The 16045-nt window shown below is 74.7% G+C and carries 19 protein-coding genes; 12 read left to right on the top strand and 7 right to left on the bottom strand.

The annotated features are described in order from the left end of the window. The first annotated feature begins 7 nt into the window (after nucleotides 1–7). The 4 genes from EKG83_RS44945 (at nucleotide 8) to EKG83_RS44930 (ending at nucleotide 2331) form a co-directional block, all read left to right on the top strand. On the top strand, nucleotides 8–709 hold the full coding sequence (locus tag EKG83_RS44945; protein ID WP_051764640.1) for a hypothetical protein: 702 nt from the start codon (nucleotides 8–10) through the stop codon (nucleotides 707–709). A gap of 111 nt (nucleotides 710–820) precedes the next feature. Next, nucleotides 821–1111: a DUF2516 family protein gene (locus EKG83_RS44940; protein WP_407690808.1), complete on the top strand. Its 291-nt coding sequence runs from the start codon at nucleotides 821–823 to the stop codon at nucleotides 1109–1111. Further along, nucleotides 1108–1767: an alpha/beta fold hydrolase gene (locus EKG83_RS44935; RefSeq protein ID WP_084716079.1), complete on the top strand. Its 660-nt coding sequence runs from the start codon at nucleotides 1108–1110 to the stop codon at nucleotides 1765–1767. The genes EKG83_RS44940 and EKG83_RS44935 overlap by 4 nt, the downstream gene beginning before the upstream one ends. A gap of 9 nt (nucleotides 1768–1776) precedes the next feature. After that, nucleotides 1777–2331 (top strand): type 1 glutamine amidotransferase domain-containing protein, encoded by a 555-nt coding sequence (locus EKG83_RS44930; protein WP_033428456.1) that lies wholly within the window; start codon nucleotides 1777–1779, stop codon nucleotides 2329–2331. A gap of 52 nt (nucleotides 2332–2383) precedes the next feature. Here the strand turns inward: EKG83_RS44930 and EKG83_RS44925 are convergent, their stop codons facing one another. Next, nucleotides 2384–3142, bottom strand: coding sequence for a MerR family transcriptional regulator (locus EKG83_RS44925; protein ID WP_033428457.1), 759 nt, complete (start codon nucleotides 3140–3142; stop codon nucleotides 2384–2386). A 71-nt stretch (nucleotides 3143–3213) separates the two neighbouring features. On the opposite strand from EKG83_RS44925, the gene EKG83_RS44920 reads away from it, so the two are divergent. Next, nucleotides 3214–3762, top strand: coding sequence for a YbaK/EbsC family protein (locus EKG83_RS44920; RefSeq protein WP_033428458.1), 549 nt, complete (start codon nucleotides 3214–3216; stop codon nucleotides 3760–3762). On the opposite strand, the gene EKG83_RS44915 is transcribed toward EKG83_RS44920, so the two are convergent. The 5 genes from EKG83_RS44915 to EKG83_RS44895 form a co-directional block, all read right to left on the bottom strand. Continuing rightward, on the bottom strand, nucleotides 3759–4826 hold the full coding sequence (locus EKG83_RS44915; protein ID WP_051764642.1) for an LOG family protein: 1068 nt from the start codon (nucleotides 4824–4826) through the stop codon (nucleotides 3759–3761). The genes EKG83_RS44920 and EKG83_RS44915 overlap by 4 nt on opposite strands. 234 nt (nucleotides 4827–5060) lie before the next feature. Then, nucleotides 5061–5939, bottom strand: coding sequence for a formyltetrahydrofolate deformylase (gene purU, locus EKG83_RS44910; protein ID WP_033428459.1), 879 nt, complete (start codon nucleotides 5937–5939; stop codon nucleotides 5061–5063). 12 nt (nucleotides 5940–5951) lie between these two features. Beyond that, nucleotides 5952–6689: a maleylpyruvate isomerase family mycothiol-dependent enzyme gene (locus EKG83_RS44905; protein ID WP_033428460.1), complete on the bottom strand. Its 738-nt coding sequence runs from the start codon at nucleotides 6687–6689 to the stop codon at nucleotides 5952–5954. Between the two features lie 10 nt (nucleotides 6690–6699). Continuing rightward, the gene (locus EKG83_RS44900) at nucleotides 6700–7503 is read right to left on the bottom strand and encodes a class I SAM-dependent methyltransferase (protein WP_033428461.1); all 804 of its coding nucleotides are present in this window, start codon (nucleotides 7501–7503) and stop codon (nucleotides 6700–6702) included. Next, nucleotides 7482–7976 (bottom strand): DUF2505 domain-containing protein, encoded by a 495-nt coding sequence (locus EKG83_RS44895; RefSeq protein WP_033428751.1) that lies wholly within the window; start codon nucleotides 7974–7976, stop codon nucleotides 7482–7484. Before EKG83_RS44895 ends, EKG83_RS44900 begins: the two co-directional genes overlap by 22 nt. Here EKG83_RS44895 and EKG83_RS44890 point away from each other — a divergent pair. Both EKG83_RS44890 and EKG83_RS44885 read left to right on the top strand, forming a co-directional pair. Continuing rightward, on the top strand, nucleotides 7975–9084 hold the full coding sequence (locus EKG83_RS44890) for a UDP-N-acetylmuramate dehydrogenase (RefSeq protein ID WP_051764644.1): 1110 nt from the start codon (nucleotides 7975–7977) through the stop codon (nucleotides 9082–9084). The two genes, EKG83_RS44895 and EKG83_RS44890, sit on opposite strands and share 2 nt — an antisense overlap. A 181-nt stretch (nucleotides 9085–9265) precedes the next feature. Further along, nucleotides 9266–10261 carry a chymotrypsin family serine protease gene (locus EKG83_RS44885; RefSeq protein WP_033428752.1) on the top strand — a complete coding sequence of 332 codons (996 nt, stop codon included), beginning with the start codon at nucleotides 9266–9268 and terminating at the stop codon, nucleotides 10259–10261. Here the strand turns inward: EKG83_RS44885 and EKG83_RS44880 are convergent. After that, nucleotides 10215–10946, bottom strand: a complete 732-nt coding sequence (locus EKG83_RS44880) for an SDR family NAD(P)-dependent oxidoreductase (protein WP_033428463.1) — start codon at nucleotides 10944–10946, stop codon at nucleotides 10215–10217. The two genes, EKG83_RS44885 and EKG83_RS44880, sit on opposite strands and share 47 nt — an antisense overlap. 77 nt (nucleotides 10947–11023) lie before the next feature. Here EKG83_RS44880 and EKG83_RS44875 point away from each other — a divergent pair, with 77 nt between their 5' ends. From EKG83_RS44875 to EKG83_RS44855, 5 genes are all read left to right on the top strand, one after another. Continuing rightward, on the top strand, nucleotides 11024–12169 hold the full coding sequence (locus EKG83_RS44875; protein WP_033428464.1) for a L,D-transpeptidase: 1146 nt from the start codon (nucleotides 11024–11026) through the stop codon (nucleotides 12167–12169). 107 nt (nucleotides 12170–12276) lie between these two features. Continuing rightward, on the top strand, nucleotides 12277–13074 hold the full coding sequence (locus EKG83_RS44870; protein WP_033428465.1) for an alpha/beta fold hydrolase: 798 nt from the start codon (nucleotides 12277–12279) through the stop codon (nucleotides 13072–13074). Then, nucleotides 13071–14324, top strand: a complete 1254-nt coding sequence (gene mshA / locus EKG83_RS44865) for a D-inositol-3-phosphate glycosyltransferase (RefSeq protein WP_033428466.1) — start codon at nucleotides 13071–13073, stop codon at nucleotides 14322–14324. The genes EKG83_RS44870 and mshA overlap by 4 nt, the downstream gene beginning before the upstream one ends. A 110-nt stretch (nucleotides 14325–14434) precedes the next feature. Then, nucleotides 14435–14926, top strand: a complete 492-nt coding sequence (locus EKG83_RS44860; protein WP_033428753.1) for a type III secretion system chaperone family protein — start codon at nucleotides 14435–14437, stop codon at nucleotides 14924–14926. Nucleotides 14927–14989: 63 nt separating this feature from the next. After that, on the top strand, nucleotides 14990–15898 hold the full coding sequence (locus EKG83_RS44855; protein ID WP_033428467.1) for a DUF4349 domain-containing protein: 909 nt from the start codon (nucleotides 14990–14992) through the stop codon (nucleotides 15896–15898). The last annotated feature ends 147 nt before the right edge of the window (nucleotides 15899–16045 follow it).

Here is a 16045-nt window from a genome sequence, read left to right as displayed (position 1 = left end):
GATCGGCATGCCGAACCTGCCCACCACCGAGGAGCTGCGCAAGGCCGGCGAGCAGGCGGTCGCCGCCGCCCGGACCCCGCTGCTGGCCGCGCTCGGCGCGGGCGACCTGGCCGCCAAGGCCGTCGTCGAGGCGCTGAACAAGGCCCGCGAGCGGGCCGAGTCGGCCAAGCAGGCCGCCGGGTCGACCGACTTCACGGGTCTCAAGGACAGGTTCGACCCGGCCGAGCTGCGCAAGGTCGTGGACGCCTACACGCAGTCGGCGCTGAACCTGTACCAGTTCCTCGCCCAGCACGGCGAGGAGGCGCTGGAGAAGCTGAAGACCGCGCCGCAGCTCCAGAAGGCCCTCCACCAGGTCGAGGAGGCCGTGGAGACCGCCCAGAAGCGCACCGAGGCCGCGGCCGCCGACGCCCGCGTGGTGGCCGACGACGTGCTCGGCAAGGTCACCCGCCGCACCCGCGCGGCCGGCGAGAAGGCCGCCGGCGACGTCGAGGAGGCCACCCAGAAGCTGGCCGAGGCGGTCGTCGAGGCGGGCGGCGAGGTCGCCCACGAGGTGCGCGCCACCACCCGCAAGGCGGCGGCCCGCACCGCGCCGCGCAAGACCACCGCGAAGACCGGCACCACCCGTGCCGCGGCGGCGAAGCCGGCCGACGGCGGCGAGGCGAAGCCGGCCGACGGCGGCGAGGCGAAGCCGGCCGACGGCGGCGAGTGAGCCACCGGGAACGGGGCGTCCCACCAGGGGCGCCCCGTTCCCGCTGTACCCCGGGTGCGCGGCGCACGTAGTCTGGGGTGCGTGCTGCCCCTACCCCCGCCCTTCAGCCCGCTGTACCTGGACGCTTGGGTCATGCTCGTGGCGTACTACGCCGCGCTGGTCATGGGTGTGTTCGCGTTCGGGCACGCGCTCTCGCAGCGCGCCGACGCGTTCACGGCGGCCGAGCGCATGACCAAGCCCGCCTGGCTCGGCATCACCGGCGGCGGTGCGTTCGCGCTGCTGCTGTTCCACCCCTTCTCCCCGGGTGCCATGTTCTGGCTCGCCGGCCTGGTCGCGGTCACCGTCTACGTCGTGGACGTGCGCCCGCGGCTGATCGAGGTCCAGCGCGGCCCGCGGTGGTGACGCACCGGAGCTTCGGCTCCGGCGACCCGGTCACCCTCGTCGGCCACGGCCTCGGCGCCACCCTCGGTGAGGCGCGCCTGCCCACGTCCGGCCTCAAGGGCACGAAGGTCGTGGTCACCCTCCCGTCGCACGGGGACGCCCCGGACGCCCCGGCCGGGTACTGGGACTACCGGCGGATAGCCGCCGACCTGCGGGAACTCGCCCGCGAGACCCGCGCGACCCGCGCCATCGGCGTGTCCCTGACCTCCGGCGCCCTGCTGTCGCTGCTGGCGCGGGAGCCCGACGCGTTCGAGCGCGTGGTCCTGCTGCTGCCCGCCGTGCTGGACGAGCCGCGGCCCGCGCTGACCCCCGAGGAGATCATCACCGCGGTGGGCGGGCCGCCCGACTACCTGGCGCGGCGCCGGGCCGCGTTCGCCCGGCTGGACGACGCGCTGCGCGCGCTGCCCGGCCAGGCCGCGGTGCCCGACCGCGCGGCGTTGGCGCGGGTCACGGCCCCGGTGCTGGTGGTCGGCGCGACCCGGGACCCGCTGCACCCGGAGGACGTGGCCAAGCAGGTGGCCGCCGCGTTCCCCCGCGGCAGGCTGGAGCTGGTGCCCACCTGGTTGACCCACCGGGGTGACGTGCGCCGGTGGTTGGTCGACTTCCTGCACGGGTAGCCGAAGTGCATGGCCGAACAGAAGAAGATCGCATTCCTGGTCGACTCGGAGGGCATCGAGCAGGCCGAGCTCACCGACCCGTGGCAGCACGTGGAGAAGGCCGGTGCGCTGCCGAGGCTGCTCGCGCCGAAGCTGGGCCGGGTGCGGGCGTTCAACCACCTGACGCCCGCCGACGAGTTCGACGTCGACGTGCCGTTCGCGCACGCCGACCCCAACGACTACGACGCCGTGGTGATCCCCGGCGGGGTCGCCAACTCGGACTTCCTGCGGATGGACCGCGACGCCGTGCGGTTCGTCCAGCAGCACGTGGCCGCGGGCAAGCCGATCGCGTCGATCTGCCACGGGCCGTGGCTGCTGGTCGAGGCCGACGTGGTCCGCGGCAAGGCGCTGACCTCGTGGCCGAGCCTGGCCACCGACATCCGCAACGCCGGCGGCGACTGGGCCGACGAGGAGGTCCGGGTGTGCACCGCCAACGGGTGGACCCTGGTCACCAGCCGCAAGCCCGACGACCTGCCCGCGTTCAACCGCGAGGCGCTGAAGGCGTTCGGGCTGCACGAGGTCTGACCCCGGTGCGACGGCCACGGGGAGCTGCAGCTCCCCGTGGCCGTTCCCGGATCTACAGCCGGGCCCGCGCGTACGCCGCGATGGCGTCGCGGACGTACTCGGCGAACCCCTCGGCGTGCGCGTCGAACCGCGCCTTGAACTCGGGCGAGTCGACGTACAGCCGCCCCAGGCCGGTGTAGGACTCCCGGTCCGGCGTCCAGCTGCGGCACAGCCAGGTGTGGTGCCGGTCGGTCACGTCCAGCGCCCGCGGCGCGTCGGCGGGCACGCCCTCGTCGAACAGGGCGGCGTAGGCGTCGGAGATGCCCTTCCACTCCGCCGTGAACGCGTCGGCGTCGGCCTTCGTCCAGCTCTTCATCCGCCGCTTGCCCTCGTCGACGTGCTCCTGCGCGCCCCCGCCGTAGCGCTCCACCAGCTCCGCCTCGTAGCGGCTCTGGCGCTCGGCGTCGAAACCGTCGAACAGCTCTTCCATCTTCACGCGACAACCCCCTTCCAGTTCCTCGATCGTCTTGGAGACCGTCCTGGCCAGCCGGGCCAGCCGCGCCCGCTCCAGCTCCAGCCACCGCGCGTGGTTGCGCAGCACGTGGACCGGGCTGTGCCGCCCGTCCAGCACCGCCGCGATCGCGTCGAGGCCGAGCCCCAGGTCGCGCAGCAGCAGGATCTGCTGGAGCCGGAGCAGCTGCTCGCGCTCGTAGTAGCGGTAGCCGTTGTCGCCGACCCGCGCCGGTGCGAGCAGGCCGATCGCGTCGTAGTGCCGCAACGTCCGCGAGGTCACCTTCGACATCCGCGCCACCTGCGCGATCGACCAGGCCATGGCCGTCCTCCCTCCTGCCCCGACCACGTTAGGAGTTGACGCAGCGTCAAGGTCAAGCGCGGGCCGGCAGGATGTGGGGTGTGTGGACCATCGCAGGGAGCCTGAAGCCCGTGCCCGCCCTCGACCGGCTGGACCTGGTCGCCGAACCGGTGGCCGCGGCGCTGCGGTCGCTGCCCGACGCCGGGCGGGTCGCCGTCGTCGAGATCGACCCGGAGCTGGCCGACACCGCCGAGTTCTGCGCCCACTACGGCTCGCCGCTGGAGGCGTCGGCGAACTGCGTGGTCGTGGCGGGCAGGCGCGGTGACGCCGTGCGGTACGCGGCGTGCGTGGTGCTCGCCACCACGCGGGCGGACGTGAACGGGGTCGTGCGGCGGCGGTTGGACGCGCGCAAGGCGTCGTTCGCGCCGATGGACGACGCGGTGTCGCTCAGCGGCATGGCCTACGGCGGCATCACCCCCGTCGGGCTGCCCGCGGACTGGCCGGTGCTGCTCTCGCCCGAGGTCGCGGCCGCGCCGGAGCTGGTCATCGGCAGCGGGGTGCGGGGCGGCAAGCTGCTCGTGCCCGGCGAGGTGCTGGCGAAGCTGCCCGGTGCCGAGGTGGTCGAGGGACTGGCCCGCTAGGGCGCGTAGCCCCGCATGAACTCGACGGCCTCGTCGACGTCGTCGGTGACCAGGATCCAGCGCTCGGCCTCGCGACCGCGGGCCAGCCGGCGGACCAGCGGCGCGGCGGGTACCTCGTCGACCCAGAAGTCCTTGCCCAGGAACACCATGGGCGCGGCCGGGCCGACCGAGCCGTAGTGGTTCTGGCAGTAGTCCTGGAAGACCTCCTGCACGGTGCCCGCGCTGCCCGGCGTGTAGATGATGCCGCCGGTGGCGATGGTGAGCAGGCCGTCCTCGCGGACGGAGTTGGCGAAGTACTTGGCGTGCAGCTCGCAGGCCGGGTTCGGCGGCTCGTGGCCGTAGAACCAGGTGGGGATGCCGATGGTGCGCGGCCGTTCGGACGACGGCAGGTCGGTGGGGCAGGCGGCGATCCAGCGGCCGATCGACTCGGCGTCGTGGCCGAAGTCGGGCACCGCGGCCAGGTCCTTGAGCACGGCCTCGTCCACGCCGACCCGCACGCCCAGCGGCACCGCCTCCATCACGCCCGGCCCGCCGCCGGTGAGCACGGTGAAACCGGCCTCGCCGAGGGCCGCGCCCAGCCCGACCGCGCGCCGGTAGCCGGGGGTGCCGCGGCCCAGCGCGTGACCGCCCATGACCGCGACCGGGGTGCCGGTGAGGGCGTCGGCCAGGGCCTCGGTGATGGCGTGGTCGTGCAGGCGCTCGGCCAGGGCGTGCAGGGGGTCGGGGTTGTGGCCCCGGGCGCGGCTGTGCCGGTAGATCCGCGCGTCGGGGGTGTCGGCGTAGGACCCGGGGTCGGCGGGGTCGAAGCCCTCGAACAGCTCGGCCGGGGTGTAGAGGCGCGACCGGTAGACGTCGTAGGGCAGGTCCGGGATGGCGGGGAAGACCAGCGCGCCGGCCGCGGCGGCGCGGCGTTGGCCGGTCGGGGAGAGCGCGCAGCCGAGGAACAGCGCGCCGTCCACGGGTGCGCGCAGGTCCTCACCGGTCAGGTCGAGGCCGACGAGGACGGCGTGGCTCAGGTCGGACGCGGCGCGGACCTCGTCCAGGTCGGTGAACTCCTTGCGCACCGGCGCAGCCTACGTGCCGGTCGCGCGCGGAGGGCCCGAATGCGGAACTCGGGGGTGCCGGGCGCATGACTCGCGCGGCCTGAGCGCAGGACACGCCGGGGTCGGGTGTGGAGTTCGGGGGTGCCGGAGGTTCGACACGACGGTCCCGGGTGTTCGACTCGCGGTGTCGGGGTGGAGGACACGTGGTGTCGGGGTGGAGGACTCGCGGTGTCGGGGTGGAGGACTCGCGCGGGGTCAGAAGATGACGGTGCGGTTGCCGTGGACCAGGACGCGGTCCTCCAGGTGCCAGCGGAGGCCGCGGGCCAGGACGACCTTCTCGATGTCGCGGCCCTTGCGGACCATGTCGGGGATCGAGTCGGTGTGGTCCACGCGGATCACGTCCTGCTCGACGATCGGGCCCTGGTCCAGGTCGGCGGTCACGTAGTGGCAGGTCGCGCCGACCAGCTTGACGCCCCGGCCGTGGGCCTGGTGGTAGGGGCGGGCGCCGATGAAGGACGGCAGGAAGCTGTGGTGGATGTTCAGCGCCCGGCCCGCCCAGTCCGCGCACAGCTCGGCGGGCAGGATCTGCATGAACCGCGCCAGCACCACCGCGTGCGGCTGGTGCGCGTCCACCAGCTGCCGGAGCTGGGCGAACGCCGCCTGCTTGCCCTCCGGGTCGTTGGCCGGGAACGGCACGTGGTGGAACGGGATGCCGTGCGCCCGGGTGATCCCGGCCAGGTCGGCGTGGTTGCCGACCACGGCCGCCACGTCCACGTCCAGCTCCCGCGAGGCCACCCGGCCCAGCAGGTCGTAGAGGCAGTGCCCCTCCTTGGACACCAGGATCACCACGCGCCGCCGCTCGCCGGTGTCGGTGACCCGCCACGAGCCGGGCAGCGCGCCCAGCTCGCGGGCCACCTCCGCGAACCGGGCCCGCAGCCCGTCCGCGTCGAACGGCAGCGAGTCCGCCCGCACCTCCTGGCGGGTGAAGAACCAGTTCGTGGCCGGGTCGGTGTGGTAGGCCGCCTCCACGATCCAGCCGCCGTGCTCGGCCAGGAACGAGGAGATCCCGGCCACGATGCCGGTGCGGTCCGGGCAGCCGAAGGTGATCACGTAGCGTCGCTCAGGCAAGGGCACGCCCGGAAGTATCTACGGTCGCGGCAGCCCGTCCAGCAGCGACCTGTCACCCGACGTGATGGCGCCGCTCGGCCGGGCCCACACCGCCCGGTACAGCGCGTCCGCGGTGCCCGCGACGGTGGCGTCCGCGTCGGTCGCCGCGTCCTGGATCGGCCCGACCCCCGCCGGCTGCCCCGGCGTGAGCCGCAGCTCCCAGGCGCGGCCCGCGTCGGCGGCGTGGAACACCAGCCGGCCCTCGCGCGCGACCGGCCGGCGGCTCAACTGCCGCGGCAGCATCAGCGTCAGGAACTCGTCCACGCCGTCGGCGGCGAGGTCGGTGTCGAACAGCAGCGACGGCACCTCGTCGCCGTGCAGCGCGTGCTCGGCGTCCAGCCGGTGGATCGCCGTCTCGTGCGCCTGCCTGCGGGCCCAGAAGCCGTAGGTGCGCTCGGTCGGCGAGAACGTCCACGCGGGCGTGTTCGACGTGGTGCCGGCCAGCGCGTCGGCCAGCTCACGCGCCCTGGTCAGCCACCAGGGCAGCAGGTCCTCCCAGGCACCGGGCCGCTCGTCGGGGCGCGGCGTGGCGTCGTCCGGGGGCGTGTCCAGGGCGTTGAGCACCCACGAGTGCACGCGCCCCACGTGGTCCACCAGGTCCTTGACCGTCCACCCCGGACAGGTGGGCACGGGCGCGTCCGGGCCGGCGGCCGCCGCGGCGGCGTGCAGGGCGTCGACCTGGGTCCTGAAGTGGGTGACGAAATCGGCGTGTTCCACTCGTCACACCCTAGGGACCCACGACCTCCCAGGGCACCGTGATCTCGCCCAACCGCCACCGCTTCCGGTCGTCGAGCACCGGCCACCCGCGCCCGGCCAGCAGCCGCACCGACTCCACCCAGCGGGCGCGCGGCCCGTACGGGGCGTAGGGCGCGGCGGTCGCCCAGCACGCGTCCAGCTCGGCCAGCAGCGCGTGGACCTTCTCGCCGGGCACGTTGTGGTGGATCAGCGCCTTGGGCAGCCGCTCGGCCAGGTCGCCCGGGGTGTCCAGGTCGGCGGGCAGGCAGGACAGCGTGAACGTCCGCGGCCCCTCGGCGGTCAGCGACACCCAGCAGCACCGGCGGCCGACCTCGTCGCAGGTGCCCTCGACCAGCACGCCGCCGGGCGCCAGCCGGCCGACCATGGTGGTCCACGCCTCGGCGGCCTGCTCCTCGGTGTACTGCCGCAGCACGTTGAACGCGCGCAGCAGCACGGGCCGGGCGCCCGCCAGCTCGAACCCGCCGCGCCGGAAGTCCAGCCCCGGCGGGTCGGCGACGGCCCTGCCCGCCTCGACCCGCTCCGGGTCGAGCTCCAGGCCGAGCACGCGCACGCGCGGGTTGACCGCGCGCAGCCGGGCGGCCAGCTCGACGGTGGTGACCGGGGACGACCCGTACCCGAGGTCCACCACCAGCGGCTCGCCCGCGGCGAGCAGGTCGCGGTGCGCGTGCGCCACCCACCGGTCGACCCGGCGCAGGCGGTTCGGGTTGGTCGTGCCCCTCGTGGGCAGGCCGAGCGCGCGCGCCCGGCCCGCGGCTAGGCGCGGCGTTCGAGCCATTCGGAGGTGAACTCGGTTTCCTTGTCGAGCAACTTGGCGACCTGCTCGCCGACCAGCGCCTCGACCTTGCCGCCGACCAGCGGGATGCCGACCTTGACCTGGCCCAGCAGGTGCAGCTCGCTGCCGCCCGCGGTGTCGGCCAGCGTGACGGTGCCCTCGATGCGCCCCGGCACACCGCTCAGCACGCCCTCGATGGTCCCGGTGAGGCCCGCCTCGGTCCACGTCTCGGTGCGCGTGATCACCAGGTCGCCGCCGAGCAGCCCGCGCGCGAACGAGGGCAGGTGCTCCGCCTCCACGCCCTGCCTGAGCTGGTAGGTGGTGCTCTGCCCGGTGGTGGTGAAGGTCACCAGCTCGGCGTCCTTGCCGCCCAGGACGGCCAGGCGGTCGCGCAGGTGGCCCTCGTCGACCAGCGCTGCGTACACGTCCCGCGCGGGCCGGCGGGACGCGGTTCGGTGCTCGATGCGGCGTGCCATGTCGCGGAGGCTACCGTTGACGGCCGTGACCCCCCCGTCGTCCACTGCCCGGGTGCGGCTCGCCGAGTGCACCACGCTGCGCCTCGGCGGCCCGGCCGCGCGGTTCACGCGCGCCACCACCGCCGCGGAGCTCGTCGAGGCCGTGCGCGACCTGGACGCGTCCGGCGAACCGGTGCTGCTGCTCGGCGGCGGGTCCAACCTGGTCGTCGGCGACGCCGGGTTCGAGGGCACCGCGGTGCAGGTCGGCACGTCCGGCCGCCGGCTCGACCCGCTGGGCGACGGGCTGGTGCAGCTCACCGTCGAGGCGGGCGAGGACTGGGACTCCGTGGTGGCCGAGGCCGTGGCGCAGGGCCTGGGCGGGCTGGAGTGCCTGTCGGGCATCCCCGGCCTGGTCGGCGCGACCCCGGTGCAGAACGTCGGCGCCTACGGCGTGGAGGTCGCGCAGGTGCTGACCTCGGTCGACCTGCTGGACCGCCGCACCGGCCGGGTGCACCAGGTGCCCGCCGAGGCGCTGGGCCTGGCCTACCGGACCAGCGTGCTCAAGGGCACCGACCACGCGGTCGTGCTGCGGGCGCGGTTCGCGCTGACCGCGGGCGGCCAGTCCGCGCCGATCCGGTACGCCGAGCTGGCGCGCGTGCTGGGCGTGGCGCAGGGCGAGCGGGTGCCCGCGGACGCGGCCCGCAAGGCGGTGCTGGACCTGCGGCGCGGCAAGGGCATGGTGCTGGACCCGACCGACCACGACACGTGGAGCGCGGGCTCGTTCTTCACCAACCCGCTGCTGGACGAGTCCACCCTGGCCGGTGTGCTGATCCGCATCGCCGAGCGCCTGGGCCGCCACGTCGAGGTGCCCACCTACCCGGCGGGCGAGGGGCACGCGAAGCTGTCCGCGGCCTGGCTGATCGAGCGCGCCGGCTTCACCCGGGGCCACCGGGGGCCGGGCGGCCGGGTGGCGCTGTCCGGCAAGCACACCCTGGCCCTGACCAACCGCGGCGGCGCGTCGACCGAGGACCTGCTGGAGCTGGCGCGCGAGGTGCGCGACGGGGTGCGGGCGGCGTTCGGGGTGGAGCTGCGGCCCGAACCGGTGCTGGTGGGCTGCGACCTGGGGTGAGGCGGGAGCCGGGCGGCCCGGCGCGGTGGTTCGGCCCAGTGGCGGCGCCCGGTCCACCGGGACGGTGACCGCCGATCCCGCCCGCACGTCGAACGGCTGACCGGCCGAACGGGTGACTGCGTGTGACGAATACTCACTCCGCGCGTTTCATGGAGGTCAGGGGTACTCGTTGGAGGTCGTCATGCCCCACCCGGATGACGAGCGCACGGCTGTCAGGCCCATCAAGAAGCTGGTCGAGGACGACTTCCTGAGCCGTCCCGGCGTGGTGGGCGTCGACCTCGGTGAGAAGACCACCGGTGGCCACCGCACGGGCCGGCTGGCGATCGTGGTGTTCGTGCGGCGCAAGGGCCCGGCCGCCCAGTTCGCCATCCCGCCGGACGTGCTGGGCGTGCCCACGGACGTGGTGGAGGACTCGTTCTCGCCCCACCACACCATCGCCTCGCCGGAGGGCGTGGGCGGCGCGGAGCGGCACGACCAGATGCGGGGCGGCATCGGGATCGGGCCGAGCCGGGCGATCCGGTTCGTGCCGCCGGACGTGGCCGAGGCCGACGACTACGTGGTCGCGGGCACGCTCGGCGCGCTGGTCACGCCCCGCCGCCGGCGCCTGGTGATGGGCCTGACCGCCTTCCACGTGGCCTGCGTGGACGACGCGTGGGCGGTCGGCGACCCGATGGTCCACCCGTCCCGGGTGGACGGCGGCCACCCCGTGCACGACCGGGTCGGCGCGCTCGCGCGGGCCGCGCTGTCGTCCCGGGTGGACGCCGCCGCGATCATGCTCACCACGCCGCGCCACCGGGCCGAGGTGGTGGGGCTCGGCCCGGTGCTCGGGCACGCCGCGGCGGCGGTCGGCCAGCGGGTGCGCAAGCGCGGGCGCACCACGGCCGTCACCGAGGGCGTGGTGGCGTCCACGGACGCGGCGATCACGCTGGACTTCGGCGTCGGCCTGGGCGTGCGCACGCTGCACGACCAGATCCGCATCGAGACGCCCCGGTTCGCCGACCACGGCGACTCCGGCGCCGTCCTGCTCGACGACGCCAACCGCGTGGTCGGCCTCTACCTGGGCGGCAGCCGGTGCCGCGGGTTCGCCAACCCCATCGCGCCGGTGCTGGACCAGCTCGACGTGGACCTGCTCACCCCCGGTGCACGCGGGACGCCGACGCCTGCGCGCGGGGCTTGAGCACGATCTGGTCCAGGTTGACGTGGGACGGCCGGGTGACCGCGAACGCGATCACGTCCGCCACGTCGGCCGCGGTCAGCGGGGTCAGGCCCTGGTAGACCGAGGCCGCCCGCTCGGTGTCGCCGTCGAAGCGGTTGACCGAGAAGTCGGTCTCCACCATGCCGGGCAGCACCTCGGTGACCCGCACGGGCTGCCCGAGCAGCTCGCCGCGCAGCGTCCGGTGCAGCGCCGACTGGGCGTGCTTGGCCGAGGTGTAGCCGGAGCCGTTGTCGTACGCCTCGAAGGCCGCGACCGACGTGACGGTGACCACGTGGCCGTCCCCGGACTCGATCAGCCGGGGCAGCAGGCCCTTGGTGATCCGCAGCGTGCCCAGGACGTTGGTCTCCCACATCCACCGCCAGTGCGCCTCGTCCGCCTCGGCCACGGTGGCCAGGCCGCGCGCGCCGCCCGCGTTGTTGACCAGCACGCGCGCCGCGGGCACCTCGGCCAGGAACGCCTCCACGGACGCGGCGGAGGTCACGTCCAGTTCCAGCGCCGTGCCACCGATCTCGTCCGCGATAGTGTTGAGGAGGTCAAGCCGCCGGGCACCCAGCACCACGTGGAACCCTTCGGCGGCGAGCCGGCGGGCGGTGGCCTCACCGATGCCCGCGCTGGCTCCGGTCACGACTGCGATAGGACGGTTCACGCAGGCGATCCTAGGTGTGTGAGGCAGCTCACCAGCACCTGAAGCCGCGTCGGGCGTCCTTCGACCAGGAGGTCCTTGTGCACAGGAGATTGGTCGCCCTGCTGGCCGCGCTGGCCCTGCTGGCGGGCTGTGGCGCGAACGTCGAGCAGGGCACGCCCAAGCCGATCGGCGGTGACAACCCGCCGGTGGCGAAGTTCACCACCACGCCCGCCGACGGCGCGACCGACGCGTCGGTGACCGCGCCGGTGCAGGTCACCGTGACCGAGGGCACCATCGACGAGGTCGCGCTGACCAACCCCGAGGGCCAGGCGGTCGCGGGCAAGCTCGCCGACGACCGGAAGTCCTGGTCGAGCAGCGAGCCCCTGGGCTTCGGCAAGACCTACACCTACACGGGCCGCGCCACCGGCACCGACGGCAAGCCGGTCGAGCTCAAGGGCTCGTTCACCACGCTCACCCCGGCCAGCCAGGTGCGCGCCACGCTGTTCCCGGGCGACAACGAGACCGTGGGCGTCGCCATCCCGATCATGGTGCGGTTCGAGGCCGACGTCGCCGACCGGGCCACCGTGGAGAAGGCGCTGACCGTGACCAACTCGGCCGGCGTGCAGGGCGGCTGGGCGTGGCTGAACTCCCGCGAGGTGCACTACCGGCCGGAGCAGTACTGGCCCGCGAACACCCAGGTCCACGTCGAGGCCAAGCTCTACGGCGTGCCCTACGGCGGCGGCGCGGTCGGCAAGGCCGACGTGACCAGCGACTTCACCATCGGCCGCAACCAGGTCGTGAAGATCGACAACCCGACGCACCAGCTCGTGGTGCAGCGCGACGGGCAGACCGTGGCGACCTACCCGGCGTCCTTCGGGCGGGACGACGACCCGGAGCTGACCACCCCCAACGGCACGTTCGTGGTGATGCAGAAGTTCGAGCAGTTCAGTTTCGACAACCCGCGCTACGGCTACACCAACGTGCTGAAGAAGTGGGCGGTCCGGATCTCCAACCACGGCGAGTTCATCCACGAGAACAACGACAACGCGGGCAACATCGGCAAGAACAACACCTCGCACGGCTGCGCGAACCTGCTGGAGGCCGACGCGAAGGCGTACTACGACAGCGCGCTGGTCGGCGACCCGGTCGAGGTGACCAACTCGATCACCACGCTGCCCGCGCAGTACGACTGGTACGACTGGCAGATCCCGTGGGGCCAGTGGCAGAGCATGTCGGCCCTGTGAGCCGGTCGCGGTGAACCGTCCGCCCGGTCGTCCCAGCGCGACCGGGCGGACGGCCGAAACCCGCCGGTACGGGAAGTGATGGGACGACCGGCGCGTTGACGAGGGTCGTGCAGACATCTCTCGTCACCGCCGAGGGCGTGCGGCTCTCGGTCCGCGAGTCCGGCCCGGTCGACGCGCCGGCGGTGGTGCTGGTGCACGGCTGGGCCCAGTCCGGGGAGGTGTGGGCACCGCACCCGTCGCTGCGCTCCTGCGCGCTCGACCTGCGCGGCCACGGCGACTCCGAGGTGCCCGCGGGCGGCTACCGCGACCCGGCGAGCTGGGCCGCCGACCTCGACGCCGTGCTCGACCACGTCGGCAGGCCCGCGGTGCTGGTCGGCTGGTCCTACGGCGGCCTGGTGATCACCGACTACCTGCGCGAGCGCGGCACGGCGCGGGTGAGCGGCCTGGTGCTGGTCGGCGCGATCACCGAGATCGGCCCGGACCGGCCGGGCGGCGCCACCGGGCCGGTGATGCGCCGGGCGCTGCCGGGCGCGCTGTCCGAGGACCCGGCGGTGGCCGTGCCCGCGCTCGCGGAGTTCTGCCGCGACCAGGCGCCCGACCTGCCCGGCGAGGTGGTGCAGCGGCTGCTCGGCACGGCCCTGCGCGTGCCGCCGCGGGTGCGCCGCGAGCTGTTCCGACGTGATGTGGACGGCTCCGTGGTGCTCAAGGGCGTCGACAAGCCGACACTGGTGGTGCACGGCACCGCCGACGGGGTGGTCGACCCGACCGCCGGTGAGCACGCGGCGGCGACCATCCCCGGAGCCGAATTGCGCCGTTACGACCGGACAGGGCACGCGCCGTTCCTGGAACGGCCCGAGCGCTTCGCCGCCGACCTCGCGGGCTTCGTCGCGGAGGTCGGCCGGTGAGGCGGGTCGCGGTGCTGTCCGTGCACACCTCGCCGCTGGAGCAGCCCGGCACGGGCGACGCGGGCGGCATGAACGTCTACATCGTGCAGACCGCCACCCGGATGGCCCGGCGCGGCGTCGAGGTGGAGATCTTCACCCGCGCCACGTCCTCGGAGCTGCCGCCGGTGGCCGAGCTGGCGCCCGGCGTGAAGGTGCGGCACGTGATCGCCGGGCCGTTCGAGGGCCTGGGCAAGGAGGAGCTGCCCGGCCAGCTGTGCGCGTTCACCGCGGGCGTGCTGCGCGCCGAGGCGCGGCACGAGCCGGGCTACTACGACGTGGTGCACTCGCACTACTGGCTGTCCGGGCAGGTCGGCTGGCTGGCCCGGGAGCGCTGGGCGGTGCCGCTGGTGCACACCGCGCACACGCTGGCGAAGGTGAAGAACCTGGCGCTGGCCGTGCACGACACCCCCGAGCCGCGGATGCGGGTGATCGGCGAGGAGCAGGTGGTCGCCGAGGCCGACCGGCTGGTGGCCAACACCGAGGTCGAGGCGCGCGAGCTGGTCGAGCTCTACGACGCCGAGCCGCGCAAGGTGCTGGTCGTGCCGCCCGGGGTGGACCTGGAGCGGTTCACGCCCGGCGACACCGCCGCCGCCCGCGCCGCGCTGGACCTGCCGCCCGACGCGGTGGTGCTGGCCTTCGTGGGCCGCATCCAGCCGCTGAAGGCGCCGGACGTGCTGCTGCGCGCCGCCGCCGAGATGGTCGCCCGCGACCCCGGCCTGCGCGCGCGGCTGGTGGTGCTGGTGGTCGGCGGCCCGTCCGGGACCGGCCTGAAGACCCCGGACGAGCTGGTGCGGCTGGCCGCCGAGCTGGGCATCTCCGACGTGGTGCGGTTCCTGCCGCCGCAGGGCGGCGCGGCGCTGGCGCGGGTCTACCGGGCCGCCGACGTGGTCGCGGTGCCCAGCCACAACGAGTCGTTCGGGCTGGTCGCGCTGGAGGCGCAGGCGTGCGGCACGCCGGTGGTGGCGGCGGCGGTCGGCGGGCTGCCGGTGGCCGTGCGCGACGGGGTGTCCGGCGCGCTGGTCGACGGCCACGAGGCGGCCCGCTGGGCGCGGGCGCTGGCGGACGTGGCGCTGCGGCCCGCGCACCGCGAGGAGCTGGCGACCAACGCGGTCGGCCACGCCCGCCGGTTCTCCTGGGACCGCACGACCGAGTCGCTGCTGGCCGCCTACCAGGAGGCCGGGAAGGTCTTCCGCGAGGAGGTTTTCGCTTGAGCCCCCAGGAATTCGGCCCCCAGGAATTCGGCCCCGAGGAGTCGGGCCCCGGGCAGCCGGGTGCCGCCGGTGCGAGCCCGGCCGAGGAGGCCGGCCCGGACGCGCCGCGCCTGGACCGGGTGATCCGGTCCACCCTCGACGACCGCGAGCTGCGCTACGACCGCAAGGGTCCGGGCAGGTACTTCGTGACCCTGCCCGGCACCAAGAAGCTCCAGACCAACTGCTGGCTCGTGGTGGGCAGGCACGCGCTGGTCGTGGAGGCGTTCGTGTGCCGCAGGCCGGACGAGGCGCACGAGGAGGTGTACCGGTTCCTGCTCCGCCGCAACGCCAGGCTCTACGGCGTGCACTACACGATCGACACGGCCGGCGACGTCTACCTGGTGGGCCGGGTGGCGCTGCACGCGGTGACGCCGGACGAGCTGGACCGCGTGCTCGGGCAGGTCGTGGAGGCCGCCGACGGCGACTTCAACACCCTGCTGGAGATCGGGTTCGCGGGCGCCATCCGGCGCGAGTGGGACTGGCGCGTCTCGCGCGGCGAGTCCCTGGCGAACCTGCGCGCGTTCGAGCACCTGGTCGCGGACCGGGGCTCGACCGGATCGTGACCCGGCCGGGGCAACCGGGGCCGCCGGCCGCTCCGTCCCACCCCCGACGAGGGGAGGAGCCTGATGGGCAGGCGGATGGGAGCGGCGCTGGCCGCGTGCGCGGTGCTGGCGCTGGCCGGGTGCAGCGCGGGCAGCTCGGATTCGAGCGCGGGGATGGCGGCGGACCAGGCGGCGCCCGCGCAGGCGCCGCTGGAGCAGCCGGGCGTGGCCAAGGAGGGCCAGCCCGGTGGGCAGCAGCAGGCGGGCGGCACGTCGGCGCGGCAGGAGCGGCAGCTCGTGCGCACCGCGGCGGTGGAGCTGCGCGCGGTGGACGTCACCGGGACGCTGACCCGGGTCCGGGACCTGGTCACCGGGCAGGGCGGCTACTCGGAGCGCGAGGACGCCACGCCGGAGCGGGCCTCGGTGACCCTGCGGGTGCCGGGTGAGCGGCTGGACGGCGTGCTGGCGTCGCTGCAGGAGCTGGACGACGCCGAGGTGGTCCGGCGCGAGGTGCGCACCGAGGACGTGACCGAGCAGGTCGTGGACGTCGAGGCGCGGCTGGCCAACCAGCGGGCGAGCGTGGCGCGGGTGCGCGGGCTGCTCGACCGGGCCGGCACCACCTCGGAGATCACGGGCATCGAGGCGGAGCTGACCAAGCGGCTGTCCGAGCTGGAGTCGCTGGAGCGCCGGTACGAGGCGCTCAAGGGGCAGGTCTCCCTGTCGACCCTGACCGTGACGGTCGGGTCGCGGCCCGCGCCGCCGGCCGCGGCGGAGGAGGACGGCGACCAGGGCTTCCTGGGCGCGCTGGCGGGCGGCTGGCGGGCGCTGACCACGACCGTGGGCTGGGTGCTGGTCGTGGTGGGCGCCGTGCTGCCGTTCGCGGTGGTGCTCGGCGTGCCCGCGGCGGCCTACCTGTGGTGGTCGCGGCGCCGGCGCGGGGAGGCCGTCGAGGCCGTCGAGGCCGTCGCACCGAGCCCGTCCGCGGGGGCTTGACCCGTTCGGGGGCTTGTCCTACTGAGGGTGTCATCGCGCGGGAGCGCGGGGCGGCTTGGGAGAGAGGGGGAGTCGCGAGCTCAAGCCGCCCCGCGTCGTTCCCCGCTGCGGTGGACCCGGGCGGGGGGAGCCCGGCGGTCCAAGCGG

This window comes from Saccharothrix syringae (assembly GCF_009498035.1).
GTDB classification, from domain to species: Bacteria; Actinomycetota; Actinomycetes; order Mycobacteriales; family Pseudonocardiaceae; genus Actinosynnema; species Actinosynnema syringae.
This window is presented reverse-complemented; position numbering and strand designations above follow the sequence as displayed.

Excerpts from the sequence above, each read along its gene's own strand:
- EKG83_RS44925 (WP_033428457.1), bottom strand. The coding sequence starts at position 3,142 with ATGGCCTGGTCGATCGCGCAGGTGGCGCGGATGTCGAAGGTGACCTCG.
- EKG83_RS44930 (WP_033428456.1), top strand. The coding sequence starts at position 1,777 with ATGGCCGAACAGAAGAAGATCGCATTCCTGGTCGACTCGGAGGGCATC.
- EKG83_RS44890 (WP_051764644.1), top strand. The coding sequence starts at position 7,975 with ATGTCGCGGAGGCTACCGTTGACGGCCGTGACCCCCCCGTCGTCCACT.
- EKG83_RS44855 (WP_033428467.1), top strand. The coding sequence starts at position 14,990 with ATGGGCAGGCGGATGGGAGCGGCGCTGGCCGCGTGCGCGGTGCTGGCG.
- EKG83_RS44900 (WP_033428461.1), bottom strand. The coding sequence starts at position 7,503 with ATGGCTCGAACGCCGCGCCTAGCCGCGGGCCGGGCGCGCGCGCTCGGC.
- EKG83_RS44885 (WP_033428752.1), top strand. The coding sequence starts at position 9,266 with ATGCCCCACCCGGATGACGAGCGCACGGCTGTCAGGCCCATCAAGAAG.
- EKG83_RS44895 (WP_033428751.1), bottom strand. The coding sequence starts at position 7,976 with ATGGCACGCCGCATCGAGCACCGAACCGCGTCCCGCCGGCCCGCGCGG.
- EKG83_RS44920 (WP_033428458.1), top strand. The coding sequence starts at position 3,214 with ATGTGGGGTGTGTGGACCATCGCAGGGAGCCTGAAGCCCGTGCCCGCC.
- EKG83_RS44945 (WP_051764640.1), top strand. The coding sequence starts at position 8 with ATGCCGAACCTGCCCACCACCGAGGAGCTGCGCAAGGCCGGCGAGCAG.